We start from the raw sequence: 24,682 nt of genomic DNA, 5'->3' as shown, positions 1-24,682 counted from the left end.
CACCAGGGTCGGTGCGCCCGGTCTGCGCACCGACCCTGACGCGGAACCATTCAACCTACTGGAGTCGATACTTCCGCTGGATCCGTCCCGCCGCAAAGATCAACGAGAAGGGTACCACCATCCAGCTGAGCAGGTAGATGGTTCTGGCGTAGGTCCCTGCGCTGCCGAAGAGGCGCAGTACCACGCCGTCCGCATGGCTGCTTTGGCCCTCGCCAACGAGGTTGGTCGAGCGATCCCACAACAGCAACCGATCTGGCGAGGGTCTGGCCTCCTCCTGTCGTTCACCGTCGAAGAAGGCATCCAGCGGCACGATGGGGATGTGGTACCGGATACCGAGCCAGAACGCATCCGCCAACGACCAGGGCACAGCGCCGGTCTGGTCGTCGCGCTGGTAGGACAGGACGCAGCGGTTGTGCCAAACCGGACCAAGCCCTGCTGTTCGCCCCAGCCAATCACCGATCGACCGCGCCTCCGACTGCTCAGCAACCCAGGAACGATCTGCGCCGGGCACGATCAGGTTGCGGCAATCACTCATCATCGGCATCGTGATGGTAGCGAGTGTCAGCGCCGACAGCGCCAGCGGAAGCCACCAGCGGACCCCGAAGCCGTAGAGAACCTGAAACGGCCACAACACCACGATCCCGAACCAGAACTGCACGGCCCGTCGAGGCGCATAGAGAAAGAGCCCGGCAATCCCGATCGCGATCACGACCAGCAGCGCCGCCATCCGCAGCCAGCCGGGAAGCCAGACACCGGTGACCGGCCCGGCTACCCAGCTCAGCAACCCGACCACGACGCCGACGCCCAATCCGGTCGTGAGCAGTCGGGCGGAGGGCGTTTCCCAGGCGCCGCGCAGGTTGGCGAGCCGCCAGGAGCGCCACCCCATCCGGGTCAGAATCTTGTCTGCGATGTGATGCTGACCGACTGCGCGGAAGTCCTGCTCGAGTCGAGCATACGCATCGCGCGCAAAGGGCGACGATCGATCGAGCAGCTCGAGGTAGCGACCGTGAGCGTCCGCAGCAACCGTACTTTCACCGCTCTGGACCTCAGCCAGGATTTCCCAATGCCGGGCGGCTGAGTTCTGCAGGTCGACCCGATGAGGCAGGGGGGCGCGCAGCTCGACCGAATCGAGCCGACTGCTGCTGAGCCGGAGCGCAACCCCGTCATCCGCGTCGGACCCGGAGGGCGGCGGGAACGCGCTGCCGCAGATATCGAGCTTGTCGGCAGTCAGGAAGGCCAGGTCGGCGGAACCGATGGCCTCGCGCGGCAAGCGGAGCTCGCCGCCGATCTCGGCGTGCCGGGCCACCAGCGATCCTGGAGCCACGCGGTCTGACGCTGCGGCCGGCCGGAAGACGTCGCGCCGGAACCGTTGCCAACTGGCGCCCAGTCGGGTTGCGATCCGCGCCAGGAGCGACGGTCGAGCGGCGACGGCGTCGGTACCGCTGGAGTCTGTCGTGTTGTCCCGCTCCGGTCCGAGGGTCAGTCCGCCCAGATGCACGTCCGAATCGGTCCGGAAGCGGGTCAGATTGAGGTGCTCCGCCGAGACGCTCCGATCGTCGCGAGTCATGAGGACTCCGCTCCGATGGTGAGCCCGCGTACCGCGCGGGTATCCGACAGGTCGATCGGACCTGCCACCTCGAGGTGCTGAAGCAGAATACGGCCTTCGATCATGTTGCCGGTCGCTTCCAATGAAGCGAACTGTGCTCGGGGCGGGGGGGTGGCAAGCACGGTGCGGTGCGAGATTTCGAGGTCGCCCTCGATCCGGGAGTTGCGCACCAGACACTGGCGAGCCATGGTACCGCTCAACAGGATGTCGGCTGCGCTCCGGATGTTGACGACCGACAAGCACCCGCCGCTGGTCTCATCGTTTGGCACCAGAATGGCGTCGACCGCCTGCAGGCCACCGTGCAGCTCGATGTTGCGCAGCTCGATGTCCCCGACGACGCGAGCAGTGGAAAAATCGGTAGTGCCGCCGACTCGACCGCCCTCGACCAGGACGCCGCCTGCGATGAGTCCGATCGGCGAGGTGTCGCCATCATCGTCTGGAGCGAGTGAGGTTCCGTTAGGATCGTGGAGCGACAGGGTTCCGTCGATCGTGGTGTTGCGGATGTGGAGCGCCCGACGGCCGGGACCGGTCGCAGCCGGGGTATCGAGGGTGAGGCCCCAGAGCTCGAAGTTTCCGCCGCAACGGGATTCATAGACCATCAGACTCGACATACTGGCCGCTATGACGCTTGGGTGCGATTCCCGGTCGGCCGCGGCGGCAATGGCCACGGCGTCCGCGATATAGCGATCGTGAACCGCCCGCCAGGGGGTTCCAGCGTCGTAGCTGCGGACCCGGATCGCCTGCTCGCGAATGGCCTGCTCCGTATCGTAGCCGCCGGCAGGCCGTGTCGCCGGCAACAGCCGAAACCGCGGCCCTGCCGTCAGGCCCACCATCCAGCAGGACCCACCCAGCTGGAGCGCTTCGACCTCGAACGCCCCAACCGAGGCTCCGAACAGGCGGATGCTGCGGCCATGACTGTCCTGCCCCCGCACGACCAATCCCGGGCCGGCACCGCTGGCAACCCTGATCCCGCTGGTGCGCAGCCCTGACATGCCGAGGAAGCCATCGACCACGACGCCGTCGAAGTAGATCATCTCGCCGACCTGCACGTGATCGAGATCGACCGACTCCGCGACGTAGCTGGCCAGCAGATGGACGGGTGCCTCGTTGCTCTGAGACGCCAGGCCAGCCATGCCGATGGCAATCCGACCGCCGATCTGGCTCGATGGCAGGTTGAGCGAACCCAGCACGCAGGTGGCGGTCAGGTCGATGTTGCCGCCGATCTCGGTCGATCCGATGCTGATGTCGCCCGAGACGAGCGTCGCCATGGTGCCATCGAGATCGCGGCTCCAGCCCCGTTCGTTGATCAGGAGGTCGCCAGCAATCCTGGCACGATCGATCCGGAGCCCGGACCCAGGGTGCCCAATCCCGTGGATCACGGTTCCACTCAGGTCGAGCGTGCCTTCGACCCGAATATTGTCGAACACCACGAGACCGGTGGCACAAAGGCGTCGGCATCGCGCCGAGCCCGCGACATTGAGGCGTTCGGCGTTCAGAATCGGCCGATCGTGCGGGACGACTCGCGGCTTCAGCAGCAGCTCGTCGAACAGCATGTCCCCGTCGAGCCGACCCCCGCGGATCGACAGCTCACCTACCGCGGTCAGTCGACGCAGGTCCAGCGCACCGGCAACCCGAACCTCGTCCAGATCGACAGCCGTTTCGTGGTACTGGATCGGGGCCTGCGCAAACGGATCGCGCGGGGCGCCGTCGGTCCCGGCGGCTTTGGGCAGGCGATTGTGGATGGTAAAGTCGGCCAGCTCGACCTGCGCAGCAAACCTGGCGCCCCTGGCGCGCAGTCGACCGTCGACCTGCCACTGGGCAAAGCGGATCGGATGCGAGAACTCGACACCTGCCGGGAAGACAACGTCCCCGTTGACGACGACCGGGACGTCCAGCTCGAGCCGATCACTGGAACCGGGCACCGCGTCGCCGAGAATGACGTCGCCGTTGACCTGGATCGGTGGTTCATCGGGAACACCCCAGTACCGCAAGATGAGCGACCAGAGCGCTGCTTCCGTTCCAGGCTCGGGCGGCAATCCGGGAGCGGCTGGCGTCGCATCGCGTCTGCCCCGCTGCGCCGCACCGAGCCGGGGGTGACGAAGCAGCGCGGCAAAATCGTCCGACGCAAGCGAGACCGATTCGTGGCGGCCGTCCCATGCAGCCAGACTTGCGAAGCCGGCGGACCACGTCCGAATCAGCAGCGGCCGGGGAGATCGACTCAGCGCGATCGGACCGCTATCGCCCGTCATTTCAACCCGTCCGCTGTACCAGCGGGCGCCTTCCCTGCGGTCGTCGAGCCGAAGTGCGACCTGGACCCTGAAGATGGCGTCACCGTAGCACATCACTATCGAGTCGATCGATTGTACCGGCGGGCTTCGATAGATCTGACCCGGCTCGTCGACAGCGGAATCGGCCTCCAGCGTCAGGCGCGCCAGCGTACCACTCAGGCCCGGCGCACTGGCATCGTGGGTGGCCTCACCGACCATCGGGACGTCCCGATTGGCCCGATCCCAGCCCAGATCCTCAGGGTGTTCGATGATCGGAAAGGTGCCCTCATCGCCCGCAATCACAGCGCAGAAAAACCGGACGTAGAACTGCAATGCGGCAGCGTGTTCGTCGGTCCCCTCCGCACCGAAGTCGAGGCCGATTCGCTCATTGAGATCGTGGATCACCCTGGAAGAGCCATCGATCGCGAGCGCATCGTCAGCGCCATCCCACAGAACGAGCAGCCAGCGACGGAGCCAGCGGCCCTCCCGCTCGAACAGGGGAAGATCGATCTGGCAGAGTTCGATGCGTTGAACCACACCGTCGACGATCCGATCGTAGAACGGGAGCTCGAGGGCGTGCGCGACAACGGCTTCAGCGTCGATCTGGACCGAGAGACTGGGCAGTCGGTTCCGAATTGCCGCCTTGCAGCGCTCCAGCCGATCGCCGGTCAGCGCCTGCCAGTCGCCGCTGATGACGTACCACGTCGGTGCGGGGTCAGCGGTCACCCTGCCATCCATCGCTGGGGAAGAGACGTCGCGGATTGGCCAAGCTACGAGGCTGCCGAAACGGCGTCAAGCAGCCCGGGGCGACCAGGGCAACGGAAGCTGCGCAACCATCGCCCCCGGAACGACAAAGCGGGCGACAGAAGCCGCCCGCCCGTGATCGATCCGCTCTGATCGATTACAGCTTGCCGAAGTACACGCCGCCGGAGAGCACGAACTGGCTGCCGTCGCGGATCTGGAACCGCGCCTCGACGAACGGCTGGACGTTGCCCATGGGGGCAAAGCGTGCACCGCCTAAAAGATTCAGCCCGATCTCGGAACTACCACCGGGCCCAGTCTCAGGCGAGAAACGGGCAAACGTCAGACCCCCGCCAACATACGGGCTGGCTGATCCCGAACTGGCGATGTCATAGACGCCGTTGCCAGTGATCTCCCAGAAATTATAGCCCTCGGGAAAGAAGTAGTCGAACGTGGCCAGACCTCGGATCCCCTTCTGGCCAACGCTCCCACCGATCGGGAACGCGACACGGGCACCGAGGCCGAAGTCGCTGTCGTCGCCCCACGACAGATTCGCGCCGAAGGCCTGAGCCTCCGCGCGCGGCGCAAAGGCAAACGCCGCAATCACCACGCCAGCCGCCGCAACCAGTTTCCGCATACGATCTCCTGAATGATGGACGAAAGCTAAAGATACACCAGCATGCCGCCTACTGGACCCTGGTCGACTGCCAGGCCACCAGCACCCACCGACCGTCCCGACGGGCATGAACGGTCGTCACCAGCAATTCCAGCACGAGGTCCTGCCCCCCCAGCCCGACCCGAACCCGAACTCGGCCATTCCCAACCACGACCGCCCCTATGACCCTATGCGTCATTTCGAGGGGTGAGATGTCATGATAGACGATGGTTCCGGTCGCAACCGTGCGGAGAAACCCGGCCTTGTCCTCCACCAGCGCGTTCGAGTGGATATAGACGAGGTCCTCGCCCAAAAGGTTGCGAAGGGTCGCCGTATCCCGCGTGACCTGCGCCCGCCACTGCGACTGCAAAGCAGCCGAGACGGCTGCGATGACCGAGTCCTGCGGCATCGGCCGACCCTCCGCCGGCCCGGCTCCGCCAAACAAGGCAAGAGACACGATGGCAGCTGCAATCATCACGCCTGGCCTCGGCAACCGCTGAGAGCGGTCCTCGGACGCGGGATGGGCATGCTCGGCACCTATCAGTACGAGATGGTGAGGCCCGCCGTCAGGAAGCGGTCGGTCTTGCGCAGCCGCTCCAGGGTCGGATTCGGATCCGGCAGCAAGCCCGGAACGTTGTCGTAGCGAATCACGTAACCAAGCTTCACGCCGATGGCCGTAGATAGCGGTGCGACCAAGGCAGTCTCGGTGTTGATCCGAAAGTCGTTGTGATCGTCGAAGTTGGGAATGAACTCGACGTGCTGCGACACGAAGGCCGGGGCCCTGATGACGCGCTTGTAGGACGCGGCCGCCCGACCCGCGGTGTAGGTGTCGTCGAGACTCTGTCCCTGCGTCGCCTCAAGGTTGCGTTGCTGAAAAAAGGAAAGACCGATTTCGATGTTCAGCTGATCCTGCTCGGTCTCGATGGCTCGGTACGCGAGACCGAGCGTTTCTTCAAACCGCCTCGCCACGCCGGCCGGTACGTTCCGTTCCCAGCCGCCGAGCAGAAACAGGTAGAAGCGGTGTCCCAATCCCCGGTCCAACCTTACCTGGGTGCGATAGTTTTCCGCGGTGCGGTTGCCATCAGCCTCGCTCCGCACGGCGTTGAACGTCTGGGTGAAGATCAGCTTCTTGTCTGCAGTGTTGAGCACCAGACGGTCGCCGAAGTTCAGCGTCTTGACGTTGGTATTGCCAGCCGCGCTGACAAACCCGAAGTCGGCCGAGAAGGAACGGGTCTTGACCGGCTGCTCCTGCGCGAGAAGCGGAGCCACCGCCACGACGCCCAGCAACACGGTGGCTGCGACTGTTCGGATTTGCGACATCGATCCTGCCCTTCCTCGTTGTTGGAGACTGCAACGCCAGAAAAAAACCCGGCTCCCCTTCCCGCGCAACGCGGCCGTGGCGCCCCCTTGCGCCCGAGACTGCCTTGTCGGGGGCGGCTCCCCAGGCTATTTCCTGTGGATGGAATACACCCGTCTCGGCACCAGTGGCCTCGTAGTTTCCCGCGTCTGTCTCGGTTGCATGAGCTACGGCGACCCCCGCTGGCGCTCCTGGGTCCTGGACGAGGAGGCCGCCCGTCCGTTCTTTCGGCGCGCCATCGAACTCGGCATCAACTTCTTCGATACGGCCGACATGTACTCGCTCGGGCAGAGCGAGGAGGTTACTGGCCGCCTACTCCGTGATTACGCCCGGCTCGATGAGGTCGTGATTGCGACCAAGGTGTTCTTCGAGATGCGTCCTGGCGGGCCCAACATGGTGGGGCTCTCGCGCAAGCATATCGTGCAGGCCTGCGAGGCCAGCCTCAGGCGACTCGGCGTCGAAGCCATCGACCTCTACCAGGTCCACCGCTTCGACCCCGAAACACCGATCGAGGAAACGATCGCGGCGCTCGACCTGCTGGTTCAGCAGGGTAAGGTCCGCTACGTCGGGGCCAGCACGACCTACGCCTGGAAGCTGATGAAGGCACTCGGAACTGCCGACCGGCTTGGGATGGCCCGGTTCGTGTCGATGCAGAATCACTACAACCTGCTGTATCGCGAGGAGGAGCGGGAAATGATTCCGCTCTGTCTCGATCAGGGGCTTGGGGTGATTCCCTGGTCTCCCCTGGCGCGCGGCCTGCTGGCCCGGAGTTCCCGCGACCTGAGCACGACCAGCCGCGGCGCAACGGACAAGGGGCAGATCGGCCAGCTCTACGACCATCCCGATGACGGCGCCATTCTCGACGCCAACGCGCGAGTGGCCGCGGCGCGCGGGGTGAGCCCGGCGGAGACCGCGCTCGCGTGGCTGGCCTCCCGCCCGGGGGTGACGGCGCCGATCATCGGCGCCACCAAGCTGGAGCATCTGGAGTCGGCGGTGCGGGGGGTGGCACTCCGCCTGACCGACGAGGAGGTTGCCGCCCTCGAAGCACCCTACACCCCTCGGCCAATCCGAGGGTGGTACGAGGGACGGCGGCGCTGATTTTTGCCGAACCGGGCGGTTGACGGTTGACCATTGACCGCGATGCTGACATTCTATCGCGGTCGGGTGCGGGCCAACCCCGCGCCTGCCGCCGCGGCCAGCGGCGGCCGATGACCTGATACGGACCTTTTTCCAGCCGATCGACGGCGGGGCATACTTCCGGCGCCAAGTTCGACGCGGGTAGGAATGATGACTCAACAACCTGATCGCATCCGCCAGTATCTCCGACGCCGAGGCTGCTCAGCCAGCGTCGTGAAAGGAGGCCTCGACGGCCTGCTTTCCCACTGGGCCAGTCTCGTCGACGCGGTGGAGGAGGGCTATGACCTCACCTTCGGCGACTACCAGAACGACATGGAACTCCGCGACGTGTTGCAGGGAGCACTGGAGTTCGCCGCCAACGACGATCGCGCCGCAGCCGAGCCCAAGCTCGCAAAGCTGGACCAGCGGTTCAAAGACCTGACGGTGGAATGTCCGCCGATCTGGGGCGAGCGTCACGCGAGGGAGAATGGCTACGAGCCCTCGGAGCAGTGGTGGTTCTTCCGCAGGCCCCAAGTGCCGGCCCCCGACTTCGAGGAGGAGCTCCGCGAAGCCGGCCTCGTCTGAACCGGGGCCGGTCCTCCTCTACGACGGGCACTGCGCCCTCTGCAATGGATGGGTGCGGTTCCTGCTCCGGGTCGATCGCGACGGGCCGCTCCGCTTCGCGGCCCTGACCAGCAGCTACGGGCAGGCCCTGCTTGCTGCCCGCCCCGAGTTGGCCTCCCCTGCCTCGATCATCCTGGTCGAGGCTGACCGGATCACCGCCCGGTCAACCGCAGTGCTCCGGATCTTTCGCTATCTGGGCAGCGTTTGGACCCTGCTGCTGATCGGGTATCTGGTGCCACGCGAAATTCGTGACTCCCTCTACGACGTCGTAGCTCACTGGCGCTATCGTATCTTCGGGCGCTACGAGAGCTGTCCTTTGCCGCCTGCCGACGCCAGACACCGCTTTCTATAACCGGCCGCTCAGGCAACCGGGGGCAAGCCGAGCCGGGCAGCTGCGCGGGTCACGATGGCCAGCCGCCGATCGAGGTACGGCGCGGCACCCGCACGAACCGCCGCCACGGTCGTCTGATCCGCACGCGCCGGGGAGCCCGCATCGAACGGCGGCGCAGGATCATACTCGAGCATCAGCTGGATCTGCCGGGCTGCCGCCTCACCCACAAGCTCCGCAGCCACCGTCAGACCGAAGTCGATGCCCGCCGTGACCCCGCCTCCCGTGATCCGGTTGCGATCGATCACGACCCGTGCCGCAACCGGCTCGGCGCCGAAATGCCGCAGCAACCCATGCGACATCCAATGCGTGGTCGCGCGATAGCCGCGCAGGAGACCGGCCGCGCCGAGTACCAGCGCGCCGGTGCAGACCGAAGTAACGAAGCGCGCACCCGCCGCCTGCCGGCCGAGCCACTCGAGCAGCGCGGCATCTTCCATGGCCGGATTGACCCCTGGCCCGCCAGGCACGCAGATGACATCGAAGGCCGGTGCCTCGTCGAACGTCAGATCCGGCAGCCAGAGCAGCCCGGTATCACTCCTTACCGGCTCCCGCGAGGCTGCCACGGCTCGCACCGTCGCGCCGGGTACCCGGCCGAACACCTCGAATGGCCCGGCCAGATCCAGGTGAGTAAGATCGGGAAAGAGCACCATCCCAAACTGCAAAGACGACATGACTACCTCATCAGGAATCACACAGGTGGGGTGGAAAGTACGGGTCGCGCCGGGGCCGGACAACGCCCACACGAACACAACGATCGTTGTATTATTGCTGGCTCGTCCTTTCGTTTCCGTCGCACCCTGAGAGGCGCAGGTCCATGGCTGACGCATACCTTCTCGATGCCCTCCGCACTCCTCGCGGGCGGGGCAAGCCGGACGGAGCGCTGCACGAGGTGGCTCCGATCGAGCTGGCCGCAACCCCGCTCCGCGCCCTCAAAGACCGGCACGGCCTCAATACGGGGCAGGTCGAAGACGTCATCCTCGGCTGCGTCGACGCGATCAAGGACGAGGCCGGGGTCGGGCGCTGGGCCGTGCTGGCCGCCGGTTACGACGAGCGGGTGCCCGCAACGGTGATCAACCGGTACTGCGGCTCCGGCCTCGAGGCTGTGAATCTGATTGCCGCCAAGCTGATGGGGGGCCTGATCGATCTCGGGATCGGTGGCGGGGTCGAGCATATGTCGCGGATTCCCATGCTCTCGTCCGGGTTTGCACCCGGAACAGACCCGCTGCTTGCCGCCGACTTTCACTTCGTTCCCCAGGGTATCTCAGCCGACCTGATTGCCACCCGCGCGGGATACACCCGGTCGCAACTCGACGAGTACGCCGTGCTGTCTCAGCGACGCGCCAAGCAGGCCTGGGACGAGGGGCGCTTTGACCGGGGCGTGGTGCCCGTGGTCGACCGGAACGGGCTGGTCATCCTGGATCGGGACGAGCACCTCCGCCCCGACACGACGGTGGAGAGTCTCGCCGCGCTGCAGCCGTCCTTCGCCAAGCTGGGCGCGATGGCTGGGTTCGACCGGGTCGTGCTGCATCGCTATCCGGAAATCGAACGTTTGCAGTACTTCCACCATGCCGGCAACTCGAGCGGAATCGTCGACGGTGCCGCTGCGGTGCTGCTCGGCAGCCGCGAAGGCGCATCCCGAGCCGGGATTCGCCCGCGGGCCCGGATCCGCTCGACCGCGGCGGTCGCTGCGGACCCGACCATCATGCTGACCGCGCCCGCCGCCGGGTGCCGCATCGCGCTCGAGAAGGCGGGGCTGACGGCGGGAGACATCGATCTCTGGGAAATCAACGAGGCGTTCGCCTCGGTGGTGCTCTACTTCCTCGATGAGATGGAGCTGACGCCCGAGAATGTGAACGTCAACGGCGGCGCCATCGCGATGGGTCATCCACTCGGTGCCACGGGAGCCATCATACTCGGCACACTGCTCGACGAACTGGAGCGGCGTGACGGGACCCTGGGCGTCGCGACCCTTTGCATCGCCGGCGGCATGTCGGTAGCCACTGTGATCGAGCGGATCTGAACCATGACGACCCACCTGACGACCAGGATCGAAGCCGACGGTATTGCCACCCTGACGTTCGCCTCGCCGGGCAAGGCGCCTAACGTGCTCTCCGATGAGTCACTTGCCGAGCTGAGCAGCGCAATCGGCAGCCTGGTGGGCGATGCTGCGGTCACCGGCATCATCCTGACATCCGGCAAGCCGGAATTTCTGGTGGGTGCCGACCTCCGGATGCTGCTGGCCGCAGCGGGCATGACGCGCGCCGAGTTTCTGGAACGGGTCCGGAGCCTGCAGCAGCTCACCCGGACCCTCGAAACCGGGGGCAAGCCCGTCGTCGCTGCGCTCAACGGAACGGCGTTAGGCGGCGGGTTCGAACTCGCGCTCGCCTGCCACGCCCGCATCGTGGCCGATGATCCGACGATTCGGATCGGCCTGCCCGAAGTGTCGCTTGGTTTGCTTCCGGGTGGCGGCGGCACGCAGCGACTGCCCCGCCTGATCGGCGCCCGCGAGGCGCTCGGCCTGATCACACAAGGTAAGACAGTACCGCCCAACCGGGCTCAGGAGCTTGGCCTGGTTGGTGAAGTGGTGCCACGGGACAGCTTGCTCGAGCGGGCCCGAGAGCTGGTGCGGAGCACCGAGCCGATCCAGCCGTGGGACAATAAGGGCTATCGGATTCCCGGCGGTGAGGTGCATTCCCCGGCCGGGCTCGAGACCTTCGTCGGCACCAACGCGATGATCACACGGGAAACCTGGGGTAACTACCCCGCCCCGCGCCTCGCGGCCTACGCGGTCTACCACGGCCTGCAGCTGCCGATCGACCAGGGTCTCAAGGTCGAAGCTCGCGGGTTCGTGGAACTGGTGTTTCACCCGTCGACCCGCAACATGGTGCGCACCCTGTTCTTCAGCATGGGCAGCGCCCGACGTCTCGAGCATCGACCCGGCGGCGTCCCGAAGGCCACCTACCGCCAGGTCGGCATTCTCGGCGCCGGGCTGATGGGGCACGGCATCGCGCACGCCGCCGCCGTCAACGGCATCGACGTCGTTCTGCTCGATGTCGACCGCGCTGGCGCCGATCGGGGCAAGGAGCGCGTCGGCGCCATTCTGGCCGACGGCGTCAAGAAGGGCCGGCTCACCGATGCGGGGGCGGCTGCGGCACTCGGCCGGATCCGCCCGACCGCCGACTTTGCCGACCTGGCAGGGTCGTCGCTGGTGATCGAAGCCGTCTTCGAGCAGCGCGACCTCAAGGCCGACGTGACTCGTCGCGCCGAAGCCGTTGTGGGCGCCGATACGATCATGGCGACCAACACCTCGACGCTGCCGGTGTCAGGTCTGGCCGCAGCCCGCGTCCGACCGGAGCAGTTCATCGGCCTCCACTTCTTCAGCCCGGTCGAGAAGATGGCGCTGGTCGAGGTCATTCTCGGCGCGCAGACGTCCGACGCCACGCTGGCAAAGGCGCTCGACTTCGTCCAGGCCATCGGCAAAACACCGATCGTGGTGCGTGACGGGCGTGGTTTCTTCACCAGCCGAGTCTTCGGCACCTACCTAGCAGAAGGTGTGGCCATGCTGGGCGAGGGCGTCGGCGCGGCACTGATCGATCACGCCGGACGCCTGGCCGGCATGCCGATGGGGCCCCTGACGGTGGCCGACATGGTCAACCTCGATCTATCCGACAAGATCCGCCAGCAGACTGAAGCCGACCTCGGCGCAAGCTACGTACAGCATCCGGCCGACCGGATCATTGCCTTCATGGTGCAGCAGGGACGATACGGGCAGAAATCCAAAGCAGGGTTCTACGACTACCGGGAGCGTGAAGCCACGCTCTGGCCGCTGCTCGACACCCACTACCCCAAGGCCGCAATCCAACCACCGCTCGAGCACGTCAGGCGGCGCTTGCTGCACATCCAGGCTGTCGAAACGCTCCGCTGTATGGAAGAAGGCATCGTCACGCGGCCGCAGGACGCCGACGTCGGATCGATACTCGGTTGGGGCTTCTGCCCCTTTCACGGTGGCATCGCATCGTACATCGACCTCATCGGCACCCGACGCCTGGCCGATGAATGCGACGCACTGGCCGATCAGTACGGCGAACGTTTCCGACCGCCGACGCTGCTCCGCGACCTGGCGCGGGACGGTCGCTCGCTCTACCCCGCCTGAGCCTCAGGACTTTCGCTTGGCGCGGCGGGTCGGCGTCGCGTCGAGCGGATTCTCGGGCCACTCGTGCCGGGGATAGCGACCTCGCATCTCCTTTCGCACATCGAAGTAGCTGGTACGCCAGAAGCCGGCAAGATCGCGGGTGACCTGAATCGGTCGCCCCGCAGGCGAAAGCAGGTGGACGGTGAGCGCAATGGCGCCGTTGGCGATCCGCGGTGTCACCTGCTCGCCGAACATCTCCTGCAGTCGGACGGGCAACACCGGTGCTGCTGGGTCGCTGTAGTCGATCCGAATCCGGGAGCCAGTCGGTACCTCATAGTACTCTGGCGCGAGGCGGTCGAGCTGGCGTTGCTGCTCGTGGCTCAGCAAGCTGCGCATGGCCGTGACCAGATCGATCGTATCGATGGCGCCTGAAACGATGGCTGGCGACAGCCACCGGTCGACCGACCCGAGCAGCGCAGCGTCGGTCACATCCGGCCACCCGGCGGCATCGGCGTGATGCAGGGTCGCCAGTCGTTGCCGCAGGCGAAGGGCCGGGTCTGACCAGCGCAGCACGCTGAGACCTTCGGATCCGACCAGAGACAGCACCCCTTCACGAATCCGCTCCAGATCGGGGTCGGTCAGCTGTCGCTCGGCCACGACGATTTCGCCCAGCCGCAGACGCTCGAATAGCCGCATCGTCCGCCGGGTTGAATCCCAATGAACGGCAGTCTGGCGCCCCCCATGGGGGTCGACCAGCTCGTCGACCAGGCTTCGGTCGAGAGGCGCGGCAAGCAGGACCCGGCTCTCGGCACCAGTGTCGTCGAGATCCGCCGCGACGATGTAGTCCGCCCGGGCCAGCGGCTGATCGGGCGGTATGGCAGCGCCACGGCCGTTGCGGAGCAGGAACCGTCCTGCCTGGCCTGCCCGTCGCTGCGCCACGCGATCCGGATACGCAGCTGCCAGGAGCCGACCGACCCCCTCCGAGTCGGACCGGACCTCACGCCCAAGGCCGGCACGCCGCCGCCACTCGCGGATATCGCTCTGCAAGCGGGACCGCGCACCAGGGTCGACCTCGATGCCGGCAGGGGTCTTCCCCGACGACACCGCATCGACCCGCAGGCGCAGGTCTACGTCTGGCAACTCTCGCGGGTCGGTCCGACGCACCGGGTCCCGGTCCGACAGCAGCGCAGCAAGCTCGATGGCCAGGGCGTGTTCCGACGCCCCGGCGTCCTGTGCCGCGATGATCATTCGCCCGAGCCGCGGATGTACCGCCATCGACGCCATGGCCCGTCCCATCGGCGTGATCCGGTGCTCGGCGTCGATCGCGTCGAGCAGCACGAGCAGTGCGCGCGCCTGGGCCAGAGCAGCCGGCGGCGGAGCATCCAGCCACGACAGGTCAGCTGCGTCGATCACGCCGGCGGCGGCCAGGTCGAGTGCGAGGGGCGCCAGGTCCGCTGAGAGAATCTCCGGCGTCCGATGCGCCGCAAAGCTCAGTTCCTCGACCGGCGACCAGAGCCGATAGCAGACGCCAGGCTCGGTTCGCCCTGCGCGCCCGCGTCGCTGATCCGCCGAGTCGCGGGTAACCGGCACGGTCTCGAGTCGGCTCATGCCAGTGCGCGGGGAGAATCGCGGCACCCGAATCCGACCGCCATCGATCACCACCCGAACACCCGGCACCGTGAGGCTCGTCTCCGCGATACTGGTCGCCAGGATGACGCGACGGGTCGCACCGGAGCGCAGGGCGGCATCCTGTTCCGCAGCTGACAAGGAGCCGTGAAGCGGCAGCAGGGCAACCCGCCCGGCAAGGACGGAGCTGTCGGACTGGAGCAGGGTCTCGACGCGGCGGATCTCACCGATGCCCGGCAGGAAGACGAGGATGTCCCCAGTTTCCTCCGCCAGTGCTTCCCGAACGACCCCGGCAACGTGCGCCTCGAATCGACTGTCGGGACGCGCGGGTCGGTAGCGAGTCTCGACCGGGAAGACACGTCCGGGCGCATCGAGCACCGGCGCGTTGCCCAGCAGACGTGACACGGCCGCCGAGTCGAGGGTGGCCGACATGACCAGCACCCGAAGGTCGGGGCGAAGGATGGCTCGGCTCTGCAGTGTCAGTGCCAGGCCAAGATCACCGGGCAGACTGCGTTCGTGAAACTCATCGAAGATGACGAGGCCGCAGGCTTCCAGCGCCGGATCATCGTCGATCATCCGAGCCAGGACGCCCTCGGTGACGACTTCGATGCGCGTCGTCGATGAGACTCTGGTGTCGAACCGGATTCGGTAGCCCACCGTCTCACCGACCGGCTCGCTCAAACGCCACGCCAGCCGCGCTGCGGCGGCCCGGGCGGCGACTCGCCGCGGTTCCAGCATCACGATCTTGCGACCGCGGAGCCACGGTGCGTCCAGCAGTCGCCATGGCACCACCGTGGTCTTGCCGGCTCCCGGCTCGGCCACCAGCACCGCCGAGCCCGCGGCAGCGAGCGCCTCCTCCAGCGCCGGAACGATTCGCTCGACGGGCAGCCGTTCGGTCACGCGGCCGGCAGCTCCGCGCGAATGAAGCGCACCGGAAGGCCCCCGTTCTCGGTTCGGATCAGCTCCGTCCATGGCAGGCCAACCTGCCCGTCCAGCTCGCGGTCGGCCGACACGATCGTCACCGTCCAGCCGGCGCCCTGGCGGCGCAGGACATTGCCAAGCTGCGCATACAGGTCGCGCAGCGAGGCGCGCTCCCCGATTCGGGCGCCATAGGGAGGATTGGTGACGATCGCGCCGGGCGGCCCATCGAGGACCGTGGCGGACAGAGGCTGGTGTTGCCAGGGGACGTCGGCCGAGACGCCCGCTCGCTCGGCATTGGCGGCGGCGGACCGCACCGCGCCCGCATCGCGATCGCCGCCCAGGATCGGTACTGGCGAGGCAGGCAGCGAGGCGAGATCAGCCGCGGCCCGCACGGCCTGGAAGGCCGTGGCGTCGAAGCCGGGCCATCGCTCGATCGCGAAGTGGCGATTCCGGCCGGGCGGGATCCGGCGTGCGAGGGTCGCCGCCTCGATCGGAATCACGCCCGAACCACAGAAGGGGTCGACGAGCGGCGTGGTACCATCCCAACCCGAGCTGAGCAGCAAACCCGCCGCGAGCGTTTCCCGGAGCGGCGCCTTGCCGGTGTCGAGGCGGTAGCCGCGGCGATGGAGGGGCGCGCCTGAGCTGTCAGCGCTGACTGTGCAGACGTCACGATGGAATCGCACCACGAACCGCTGAATGTCGTCGTCCGCATCAGCCTCGGCGCGGCCCGCAACGACGGTGGCCTTCGGTGCTGCCGTTTGCAAGGCGCGCCCCAGCCGTTCGGCGATGGCCCGCTCGTGCGACAGCCGGGATTTCTTGGCGGTAACGCGGAAGTGCACCGGCATGCCGGGCGGCAGGAAGCGAGTCCACGGCAGCTTGGCAGCATGCCGTTCCAGTTCCGGAAAGGTGCGCGCGCGGAAACTGGCGACTCGGACCAGAACCCGGCCGGCGGTGCGCAGCATCAGGTTGGCCCGGGCCACGTCGAGCAGGCTGGCCTGGAGCTCGACTCCGCCCGAAATCACTTCGCCCACGAGCCCGAGCTCCGCCAGCTCGGCAACGAGCACGGGCTCGAGTCCGACGTGCGTAACCACCAGTGCCCCGACGGTCACGGACATCTCAGGCTGTTCCAGCCGGAAACTTCGTGATCGGAGGCGGGGTGTCGCGCGGGCGGCGCCGCCAGCGCGTCAGTCGGCGCCCCCGCCATGCGATCATCGCCGTTTGCCGGCCGCGCCGGCGGCGCCGCCCGCGCGACCCCCCGCCTCCGATCGGACTGACCGCCCCGCCAAGAACGACCTAACGGAGCCCAACCAGCCCCTTGACCGCCGCCAGCATCTTGCCGCTGTCGTAGCCGATTCCATTTCGGAAGACGAGCGTCACGTTCCGAATCTCACTCGGCGTGGCCAGCGGATTACCGCGGATGACTGCCAGGTCCGCAGCTTTGCCGACCGCGATCGAGCCGGTTTCGCCGTCGATCCCCAGGACCTTGGCGCCGTTCAGCGTCATGACCTGCACCGCTTCCGGTCCGGTCAGACCCGCCTCCCGCAGCAACTCGTAGTTTCGATGATCCCCCAAACCGGCCGGGGTGTTGAACGCCGGATCGACTCCGGCGGCGAGCACGCCACCGGCCCGGAAGAAGGCCACCTCGAACTCCATGCTCTTCTGCACCGCAGCAAAGGCGGACCGGCTCGTCACGGTCGCCATCGCATCGCGGCGTTGTTCCTCCTCGGCGCGCGCGTCGGCGGACAGCACGTCCCAGAGCCTTGGGTCGAGGAACCAGCGACCGGGCGACCCTGCCTCATACACGGCCAGCGTCGAGGTCAGAGCAACCTTCCGGTCGAGCATCATCTGGATGGTCTTCTGAACTCGCGGATCACTCGCGATATCGATGCTGGCAAAGCCATCCCGGAAACCGGCCGGGCAGACATCGGGCTGCTTCCCGGCGTAGTACTCCGAATTGGCCAGCATGCCGTGCTCGAGAGCATCGATGCCGAGCCCCACGGCCTCCTGGTAGCCGACCGAGCAGAGATGGCCGGTCACCTTGATACCACGCTTGTGCGCCTGGTCAACCACTGCGCCTAACGTCGCCCGATCGATCTGCGTGTACACCTTGAGCCAGGTTACGCCCTCCTCGGCCCAGTAGTCCACCGTCTTCCGGGCAGCGTCCGGGTTCTTGAGTTCGTGCATGCCGAGCAGGTTGAGGCGCATATCCGGGCCGGGCCCCATCAGGTAGGGACCGGCCACGAACACCCGGGGTCCGACCTGAATGCCGCGATCGATGTTGGCCTTGAGATTGAGCTCGGCGTAGGGCGAAGTACTGCCAGTCGTCCGAATGGTGGTGACGCCCGATCCCAGGTACAGCAGCGGCGCGGTGTAGTTGGCCTGTGCCGCGCGCGGGGCCGCCGTGTAGTAGAACGTATGATTGTGGAGCCCGACCATGCCGGGAATCACCGTGTGCCCGGCGAGCTCGATGACGCGAGCACCCGCCGGAATCTTGGCGGCACTGGCGGGCCCGACCCAGCTGATCTTCCCACCCGCCACCAGGATCGTCTGATCCTCTCGGGCCGGGGCCCCGGTTCCATCCACCACCCGAACCCGCGTCAGCGCGACCGCAGGCGCATCGACGGCGATGAAGGCCCGCTGGGCTTCAGTGAGTTGCTGGGCGGTGCTTTGGGCGGCGGCTGGGGCCGCCGCTGCCAGGGTCAAAATGGCAATCAGCCGACCGTTCAGATCTCGCATATCTCGATCACCTTCGCTCGATGTGGGAGCCAACCCGTCGCGCCAACGTAGCGCCAGACCCATAGAAACGAAACGGGGCGGCACTGAGCGCCGCCCCGCCGGTGGTACCATGCCCGTCGGTCAGTTGGACCGAAGGGCCGCCTGTCGCTCCCGAAACTCACGGAATCCGATCAGACGCATGTTCTCCTCATCCCAGAGGCGCAGCCTGAGCGCCTTGAGGCCTTCCCAGAAGGAAATCGTCGGCACGTTCTGCAGCTCCGGCTGCTCGTCGTGGGCCTGCTGGAGCCGGTAATTCGGAATCCGCGGGCTCAAGTGGTGGACGTGATGCAGCCCGATGTTGCCCGAGAACCACTGCAGCACCCTCGGCAGCTTGAGGTAGCTGCTGCCCTTGAGCGCGGAGGTCGCGTAATCCCACTCGGCGGCCGGACGCCAGTAGGTATCCTCGAACTGATGCTGCACATAGAAGAGCCAGACACCGGCAGATCCGGCAACCAGGAAGGCCGGCAGGTAGATGGCCGCGGCCTCGCCCAGCACGCCGAACATCGCCAGCACGATGCCCACCGCAACGAGGGTCGCATTCGTCAGCCAGACGTTCAGCTTCTCTTTTTTCGTGGTATGAACGCCAGGCGTCGGCAGGCGGTGCTTGATCACGAGCCAGACCGGACCGAAGACGAGCAGGATGAGGGGATTCCGGTAGATCCGATACTTGAACCGGCCCCAGCGCGACAGGGCCTCATACTCCTTGACCGTCAGGGTCGCGATGTCGCCGACGCCGCGCTTCTCGAGATTGCCCGAGGAGGCGTGGTGTACCGCATGGTCACGCCGCCACTGGATGTAGGGCGTAAAGGTCATGCAGCCCGTGATGAACCCGAAGATGTCGTTGAGCCGGCGCGATCGGAAAAAGGATCCGTGTCCACAATCGTGCATGACGATGAAGATCCGGACTAGCAGGCCGCCCGTCGGGATAGCCAACAGCAGGACGAGGCCGTAGTGAACCTTCATGGCAAGCGCCATGAGGACCAGGCCCGCCACCAAGGGGATGAAGGTGGTCAGGATCTGGGTCACGGCAGCCTTCGTGCTCGGCTGCTGATACTTGATGACGAGTTCTCGCCATTTGGTGCTGACAACGTCCTTGGTGCTCATCAGTCCGTAGTTTGAGAGACGATGAAAGTTAACGCCCCGGAGCCAAACCCGCGAGGCCCTGGAAGCCTAAGCGTACTACCGGCAACGACTTGGGCGGTCAGGACCCGGCCATCTCTCGTCCTGACCGGCCTTCAATCTCGGTCCGCCCCTCGGCGAACCGCAAGGGCGGGGCCCCGGACGTGGCAGCCGTCGAGGTGGTCGTTGACGAGCCCCATTGCCTGCATGAAGGCGTAGACAGTAGTCGGCCCAACGAAGCTCCAGCCTCGCTTCTTGAGGTCACGGGACAGCGCAACCGACTCGGGGCTGGTTGAGACAATGGCGCTGCGGACCACCTTCCGCGGCCGCGACGCCGGGTCGGGCTCGAAGGTCCAGAAGTAAGCAGCAAGCGATCCAAACTCATTCTCAATCAGCTTGGCCTGCTTCGCGTTGTTGATCGTCGACTCGATCTTGCCCCGATGCCGCACGATGCCAGCATCGCCGAGCAACCGTGACACCTCGCGCGCGCCGAAACGCGCGACGGTGTGGTAGTCGAAGTCCCGAAAGGCGCGGCGGAAGTTCTCGCGCTTTCGCAGGATGGTGAGCCAGCTCAGGCCGGACTGAAATCCTTCGAGACAGATCTTCTCGAACAGGCGGCGATCCTCGTGCACCGGCCAACCCCACTCGGCATCGTGATAGGCCGCGTAGTCCGGCGCCGAGGCGCCCCACCAGCACCGGACCAGGCCATCATCGCCACGCACCAATCCGTCGGCCAGTGCCATACCCCTCCTAACGTCTGAGTGATGCCTCGATCTCGGCCTCCGTAAACCGGCGGGACATGACCGGCAGCTCGGCATGCTGACTCGGTTCGGTTGCCGCCTCGACGGCGATGACCCGCGCGCCCGTCATCTTAACCATGACCTCGGCCGCGTGCCCGTGTTCCTGGCTTGCGGTCAGGATCAGCGTCCAGGCGCCGACGGATCCCCAGGTATTCCGGAGCGCGAAAACACCGGGGCGCGAGGTCCGATCGAGTTGGAGGGTCATGGTTCGGCGCACCCCATTGACGATGCCAACCGCGCGGCCGGTCACGCCTTCATTGGCATTCTGGCGATAGTGAAAGGCGTGCACCAGCAGCACGGCATTGCGACTCGCAGCGTCGAACGGATTCGGCGGGAGCTCGATGCTGATCCAGGGGGGGCCGGCCAGCAGCGGTGCGGCAAGACCAGTCACCAACAGGGCTGACAGCAGGATGCGACGAGCGAACATGACGATGCTCCGGTGTGAGGTATCCTGTCAGATGCCTCCAGTCGTCGCGGGGTTTGAACCAATGCGCACCTGGCCCGAGAAACTCCGCACCGTCACCGCAATGCCGCCACCGGCGCCCGAGCGTTTGCCCGTGGCAAACACGGCCGAACGATCCTGGCCCGGCTTGGATCGATAGCCAGGCAGGCTGACCGCCAGCTTGCCCCTGACTGTGGCAACGTCGAACCGTCCGTCGATCGACGGTGGCAGGATCAGGTCCACGGTACCGTCGTGTGTGTCGACACCGAGGCGCCCGTCCCCGGCGACACCGCTCTGAAAGGTCACGCCTCCGGACGCCGTTTCCAGGCGAGCAGACAGCACCTCCGTGGAGGTTATCGCAATTGATCCGGAGACAGTGACAACGGTGAGATCGCCTCGCACCTCATCGATGCGCACGGAACCGCCTCCGGTACGCACTCGCAGCACGGTCGCCGCACCAACGACGGCGACATCTCCTTCGATCGACTCGAGCGTCGCGACACGAGGTGCGCCATCGAGCCGAATTGCTCCGGTCACGCTCATCACCTCCAACTCGCCTGCCACACCCGTCACCGCCACGTAGGCCGAGGCGCTCTTGACCCAGATCCGCGCGCGGCGAGGCACCCAGACCTCGAGGTTGCCGGCCGGCAAGCCGCCGCGCGGATCCTCGACGCCGAGCTTGACCATGCGTCGATCGCCGCCCCCGAAGAAGCGCCCACCCGGCGAGACCGTTCCGGTCACTCGGATCGAGTCGTGATCCCAGGCGGTGACCCGGGTGCTGCCGGCCAGGTTGAAGATCCGAAGGGTCACATCGGGCGTGGCCGGGAATCCGCGCTCGATCCGCACCTGCGCAGCCGAGGGTGCGGCCACGCTCGCCAGCAAGGTCAGCCCCAGAACTGTCACCCGCCGCATCAGCCGTCTCGATCGAGCATCGTGGCACGCTCCAGAAACTCAATCTTCCGGCGGTAGGCGGTCGCGACGATGGCCTCGAGCGACCGATCCCCCGGGTCGCTCCGCAGAGCCGCACGCGCCTCGCCTAACGCCTGTTCGATGACTTGGAGATTGCGTTCCAGCAGGGCCCGCGTTTCCGGCGCCATGGTTTCACGGGCGCGGGCGTAGAGTTCGGACAGCTCGAGCGTCGCCGAGAGATAGCTCGCCTCGGTGCCGGCAAACGCCGACGGCGCCGGGGAAGAGGCCCGGCTGAGCCACAGGGTGGTCGTGGCGCTCGCCGCGACCAGCAGCAACGCGGCCGCCACCAATCCGGAGAGCGGCACAGCATAGCGTCGGCGCGGGCGAGCCAGGCGCGGCACGATGCCGTCCCAGAGGTCGCGTGACGGCGCGACTTCGCGCGGCAACCCGGCGGTGCGCTGTCGGACCCAGCGAGCCGTCTCGTCCGCGGCGCGGCATTCGGCGCACGATGCCAGGTGCGCATCAAGCATGTCACGTCGTGCGGGATCGAGGGTTCCGCCGAGGTACGCCTCCAGGTGGTCCTGCGCTTCGGAGCAAGTCATCGATCCAACGCCTCTCGTAACAGCCGGCGGGCGCGGAACAGTTGGGCCTTCGAGGTCCCGACCGCGATCCCCGTCAGGGTGGCAATCTCGCCGTGTTCGTATCCCTCGATGTCGTGGAGCACGAAGACTGTCCTTGCGCCGGGCGGCAACCCGGCAATTGCCGCATCGAGATCCAGTTTGAGCCCCGGGGCTGGCGCCCGAATCTCCACCTCCATTTCCAGCAGATCGCCCGCCGGGGTAACTCGGCGGACCCGCCGCCAGGCGCTGCGCCGGTCACCCAACACCACGTTGACGGCCAGCCGATGGAGCCAGGTCCCGAAGGCGCTCTCGCCCCGGAACGAGGCGAGTCGCTCCCAGGCCCGAACAAAGACGTCCTGGGTCAGCTCTTCGGCATGCCTGACATCGTCCGTCAATCGGAGGGTCAGGGCATGGACCCGGCCGACGTGCGCCCGATACAATCGTTCGAACGCGCCCTCGTCGCCCCGACACGCCTGTGCCACCAGGGCTTCGCCTGCGGATCGATCCTCCGCCGGGGCAGACCCGGCCAGCGCGGGCAGGTGGTTCGGCATGGCCAGAATCGCAGTCACGAAGGTTGGATGCCGGTCCGGCCCCACGGGTTTGGAGGGCCAGCGCCGGGGGCATCCGGTCACGCCTCACGGAATGGTGCAGCGAAAGGGACCGCCCGGCCAGCCCGGTCCACGGGGCCCACCGCAGGAGACCTTGACGGATCAGGGTCGGTCATGCACTGTTTCTGTTGCTACTGTTGAAAATCAACGCGAAAATTCACCAGTCACTTCGCTTCCACCACGGAGCGCACCATGATGCGATGGGTTCTCACCGCAGCCCTGCTGGCGGGGCTCGGCATGCCGGTAGCAGCGCAGAGCGGAACGACACCTGTTCCACAGGACATCGAGATCCTCTGGGGTCAAAAGATCCCAATGCGCGACGGGGTTCGCCTCAACGCCACCGTCTATCGCGTCCGGGGCCAGACGGTGCCGCTGCCGGTGATCTTTACCCTAACCCCGTATATCAGCGACACCTACCATCGCTTCGCCATGCGCGCCGCGCGGGACGGCTACGTCTTTGCGGCCGTTGATGTTCGGGGCCGCGGCAACTCGGAAGGGCGCTTCGAGCCGTTCGTGAACGAGGGCAAGGACGGGCACGACATCGTCGAGTGGATGGCCAGGCAGCCCTGGTCTAACGGCAAGACCGCGATGTGGGGCGGGTCCTACGGCGGCACCGACCAGTGGGCCACGGTCAAGGAGATGCCGCCGCACCTGACCACCATTGTCCCGGTGGCGCCGGCCTACGTCGGGCACGATTTCCCCTTCGAGGGCAACATCTTCAACACCTACGTGATTCAGTGGCTCACCTACACCAGCGGCGCCACCGCCCAGAGCAGCATCTTCGGCGACATGGCCCACTGGGCGTCGGTCGCGCGCACGCTGCATCGGAACCACCTGCCCTTCCGGGTGCTCGACAGCTTGGCAGGGAACAAGTCCACCATGTTCCAGCGCTGGCTCGAACACCCGGCACCCGACGCCTACTGGGACGGGGTGGCCCCGACGCCCGAACAGTACCGAAAGATCACCCAGCCGATTCTGACGATTACGGGCCACTACGACGGCGATCAGCTTGGCACCCTGATGCACTACCGCAACTTCCTCAAGCACGCCACGCCGGAAGCGCGCAAGGGGATCTTCATGGTGATGGGGCCCTGGGACCACGGTGGTACGCGGGTGCCCACCCGCAACGTCAACGGGATCGAGTTCGGCGACAACAGCATGGTCGACATCGCCCAGCTCCACAAAGAGTGGTACGACTGGACCATGAAAGACGGGCCACGACCGTCGTTCCTCAAGAAGCCGGTCGCCTACTATGTCGCCGGCAGCGACGTTTGGAAGTACGCGGACAGTCTCGAAGCAATTGCCAACGAAACGCGGCGCTACTATCTGCACTCCATCAACGGTCGGGCCAACGACGTGTTCGCAAGCGGCACGCTCTCGACCGCGGCACCGGTCGCCTCGGCGCCCGACCGCTGGGTCTATAATCCGCTCGACACGGTTCCCTACATGGAATCCGCCACCAACCCGTGGGCGATGTCGTTCGTCGATCCGACGCCGGTTCATCAGACCGGCGGCAACGGGCTGATCTATCACTCCGAGCCGTTCGAGGAGGAGACCGAGGTGGCCGGCCAGATCAAGTTCACGGCCTGGCTCTCGATGGATGTGCCCGACACCGATCTATGGGTGACGCTCTACGAGGTGCTGCCTGACGGGCAGACCCGCCAGCTGACGAGTTCGCTGCTGCGGGCCCGATACCGCGAGTCGCTGCGGCAGGAGAAACTGGTGACCCCGGGCGCGGTGCTGCCGTATCGGTTCGAGAACTTCCCGTTCTTCGCTCGGCGTTTCACCAAGGGGAGCCGGCTGCGGCTTTTCATTCGTTCGCCCAATACGATTGCGCTCCAGAAGAACTACAACGGGGGCGGCGTGGTGGCGAACGAATCAGGCAAGGAGGCGCGAACCGCGCGGATCGCCCTGCACCACGATCCGAAGTATCCGAGCGTGCTGGAGATCCCGATCACACGCTAGTGTCCCAGGCA

The 24,682-nt window shown here is 66.4% G+C and carries 21 protein-coding genes; 6 read left to right on the top strand and 15 right to left on the bottom strand.

Features of this window, described 5'->3' with window-relative positions:
* Nucleotides 1-55: 55 nt before the first annotated feature.
* The 5 genes from KF785_00825 to KF785_00805 all read right to left on the bottom strand — a co-directional run bounded on the left by KF785_00825 (nt 56) and on the right by KF785_00805 (nt 6,589).
* Nucleotides 56-1,567: a hypothetical protein gene (locus KF785_00825; protein ID MBX3145283.1), complete on the bottom strand. Its 1,512-nt coding sequence runs from the start codon at nt 1,565-1,567 to the stop codon at nt 56-58.
* Nucleotides 1,564-4,599: a hypothetical protein gene (locus KF785_00820; protein ID MBX3145282.1), complete on the bottom strand. Its 3,036-nt coding sequence runs from the start codon at nt 4,597-4,599 to the stop codon at nt 1,564-1,566. Before KF785_00820 ends, KF785_00825 begins: the two co-directional genes overlap by 4 nt.
* 175 nt (nt 4,600-4,774) lie before the next feature.
* Nucleotides 4,775-5,251 (bottom strand): hypothetical protein, encoded by a 477-nt coding sequence (locus KF785_00815; protein MBX3145281.1) that lies wholly within the window; start codon nt 5,249-5,251, stop codon nt 4,775-4,777.
* Between the two features lie 49 nt (nt 5,252-5,300).
* The gene (locus tag KF785_00810; protein MBX3145280.1) at nt 5,301-5,747 is read right to left on the bottom strand and encodes a nuclear transport factor 2 family protein; all 447 of its coding nucleotides are present in this window, start codon (nt 5,745-5,747) and stop codon (nt 5,301-5,303) included.
* A 62-nt stretch (nt 5,748-5,809) separates the two neighbouring features.
* Nucleotides 5,810-6,589 carry a DUF481 domain-containing protein gene (locus KF785_00805; protein ID MBX3145279.1) on the bottom strand — a complete coding sequence of 260 codons (780 nt, stop codon included), beginning with the start codon at nt 6,587-6,589 and terminating at the stop codon, nt 5,810-5,812.
* Nucleotides 6,590-6,728: 139 nt separating this feature from the next.
* Here KF785_00805 and KF785_00800 point away from each other — a divergent pair, with 139 nt between their 5' ends.
* The 3 genes from KF785_00800 (at nt 6,729) to KF785_00790 (ending at nt 8,718) form a co-directional block, all read left to right on the top strand.
* Nucleotides 6,729-7,724: an aldo/keto reductase gene (locus KF785_00800; GenBank protein ID MBX3145278.1), complete on the top strand. Its 996-nt coding sequence runs from the start codon at nt 6,729-6,731 to the stop codon at nt 7,722-7,724.
* Nucleotides 7,725-7,910: 186 nt separating this feature from the next.
* Nucleotides 7,911-8,327, top strand: a complete 417-nt coding sequence (locus KF785_00795) for a hypothetical protein (protein MBX3145277.1) — start codon at nt 7,911-7,913, stop codon at nt 8,325-8,327.
* A gap of 52 nt (nt 8,328-8,379) precedes the next feature.
* Entirely contained in the window at nt 8,380-8,718 is a 339-nt protein-coding gene (locus KF785_00790) for a DUF393 domain-containing protein (protein MBX3145276.1), read from the top strand.
* Between the two features lie 8 nt (nt 8,719-8,726).
* Here KF785_00790 and KF785_00785 read toward each other — a convergent pair whose 3' ends face one another.
* Nucleotides 8,727-9,425: a DJ-1/PfpI family protein gene (locus KF785_00785; GenBank protein MBX3145275.1), complete on the bottom strand. Its 699-nt coding sequence runs from the start codon at nt 9,423-9,425 to the stop codon at nt 8,727-8,729.
* Nucleotides 9,426-9,568: 143 nt separating this feature from the next.
* Between KF785_00785 and KF785_00780 the strand changes: the two genes are divergently transcribed.
* Together KF785_00780 and KF785_00775 are read left to right on the top strand one after the other, a co-directional pair.
* Nucleotides 9,569-10,774 carry an acetyl-CoA C-acetyltransferase gene (locus tag KF785_00780; protein ID MBX3145274.1) on the top strand — a complete coding sequence of 402 codons (1,206 nt, stop codon included), beginning with the start codon at nt 9,569-9,571 and terminating at the stop codon, nt 10,772-10,774.
* A gap of 3 nt (nt 10,775-10,777) precedes the next feature.
* A complete protein-coding gene (locus tag KF785_00775) occupies nt 10,778-12,907 on the top strand; it encodes an enoyl-CoA hydratase/isomerase family protein (GenBank protein MBX3145273.1) in 2,130 nt (709 codons plus the stop codon).
* A gap of 3 nt (nt 12,908-12,910) precedes the next feature.
* On the opposite strand, the gene hrpB is transcribed toward KF785_00775, so the two are convergent.
* The 9 genes from hrpB to KF785_00730 all read right to left on the bottom strand — a co-directional run bounded on the left by hrpB (nt 12,911) and on the right by KF785_00730 (nt 22,667).
* Entirely contained in the window at nt 12,911-15,412 is a 2,502-nt protein-coding gene (gene hrpB / locus KF785_00770) for an ATP-dependent helicase HrpB (GenBank protein ID MBX3145272.1), read from the bottom strand.
* The gene (locus tag KF785_00765) at nt 15,409-16,548 is read right to left on the bottom strand and encodes a class I SAM-dependent RNA methyltransferase (protein MBX3145271.1); all 1,140 of its coding nucleotides are present in this window, start codon (nt 16,546-16,548) and stop codon (nt 15,409-15,411) included. The genes hrpB and KF785_00765 overlap by 4 nt, the downstream gene beginning before the upstream one ends.
* A 178-nt stretch (nt 16,549-16,726) precedes the next feature.
* On the bottom strand, nt 16,727-18,169 hold the full coding sequence (locus tag KF785_00760) for an amidohydrolase family protein (GenBank protein MBX3145270.1): 1,443 nt from the start codon (nt 18,167-18,169) through the stop codon (nt 16,727-16,729).
* Nucleotides 18,170-18,289: 120 nt separating this feature from the next.
* Nucleotides 18,290-19,312, bottom strand: a complete 1,023-nt coding sequence (locus tag KF785_00755) for a fatty acid desaturase (protein MBX3145269.1) — start codon at nt 19,310-19,312, stop codon at nt 18,290-18,292.
* A 131-nt stretch (nt 19,313-19,443) separates the two neighbouring features.
* The gene (locus KF785_00750) at nt 19,444-20,070 is read right to left on the bottom strand and encodes a DNA-3-methyladenine glycosylase I (protein ID MBX3145268.1); all 627 of its coding nucleotides are present in this window, start codon (nt 20,068-20,070) and stop codon (nt 19,444-19,446) included.
* A gap of 7 nt (nt 20,071-20,077) precedes the next feature.
* Nucleotides 20,078-20,554: a hypothetical protein gene (locus KF785_00745; GenBank protein ID MBX3145267.1), complete on the bottom strand. Its 477-nt coding sequence runs from the start codon at nt 20,552-20,554 to the stop codon at nt 20,078-20,080.
* A gap of 27 nt (nt 20,555-20,581) precedes the next feature.
* Nucleotides 20,582-21,481: a hypothetical protein gene (locus KF785_00740; GenBank protein ID MBX3145266.1), complete on the bottom strand. Its 900-nt coding sequence runs from the start codon at nt 21,479-21,481 to the stop codon at nt 20,582-20,584.
* On the bottom strand, nt 21,481-22,080 hold the full coding sequence (locus KF785_00735; protein MBX3145265.1) for a zf-HC2 domain-containing protein: 600 nt from the start codon (nt 22,078-22,080) through the stop codon (nt 21,481-21,483). Before KF785_00735 ends, KF785_00740 begins: the two co-directional genes overlap by 1 nt.
* Nucleotides 22,077-22,667, bottom strand: a complete 591-nt coding sequence (locus KF785_00730) for an RNA polymerase sigma factor (GenBank protein ID MBX3145264.1) — start codon at nt 22,665-22,667, stop codon at nt 22,077-22,079. Before KF785_00730 ends, KF785_00735 begins: the two co-directional genes overlap by 4 nt.
* Nucleotides 22,668-22,898: 231 nt before the next feature.
* On the opposite strand from KF785_00730, the gene KF785_00725 reads away from it, so the two are divergent.
* Entirely contained in the window at nt 22,899-24,671 is a 1,773-nt protein-coding gene (locus tag KF785_00725; GenBank protein MBX3145263.1) for a CocE/NonD family hydrolase, read from the top strand.
* Nucleotides 24,672-24,682: the final 11 nt, after the last annotated feature.

Source organism: Gemmatimonadales bacterium (assembly GCA_019637315.1).
In the GTDB taxonomy this organism is placed as follows: domain Bacteria; phylum Gemmatimonadota; class Gemmatimonadetes; order Gemmatimonadales; family GWC2-71-9; genus SHZU01.
The sequence above is the reverse complement of the archived record's forward strand: the minus strand, read 5'-3'. Positions and strand labels throughout refer to the sequence as shown.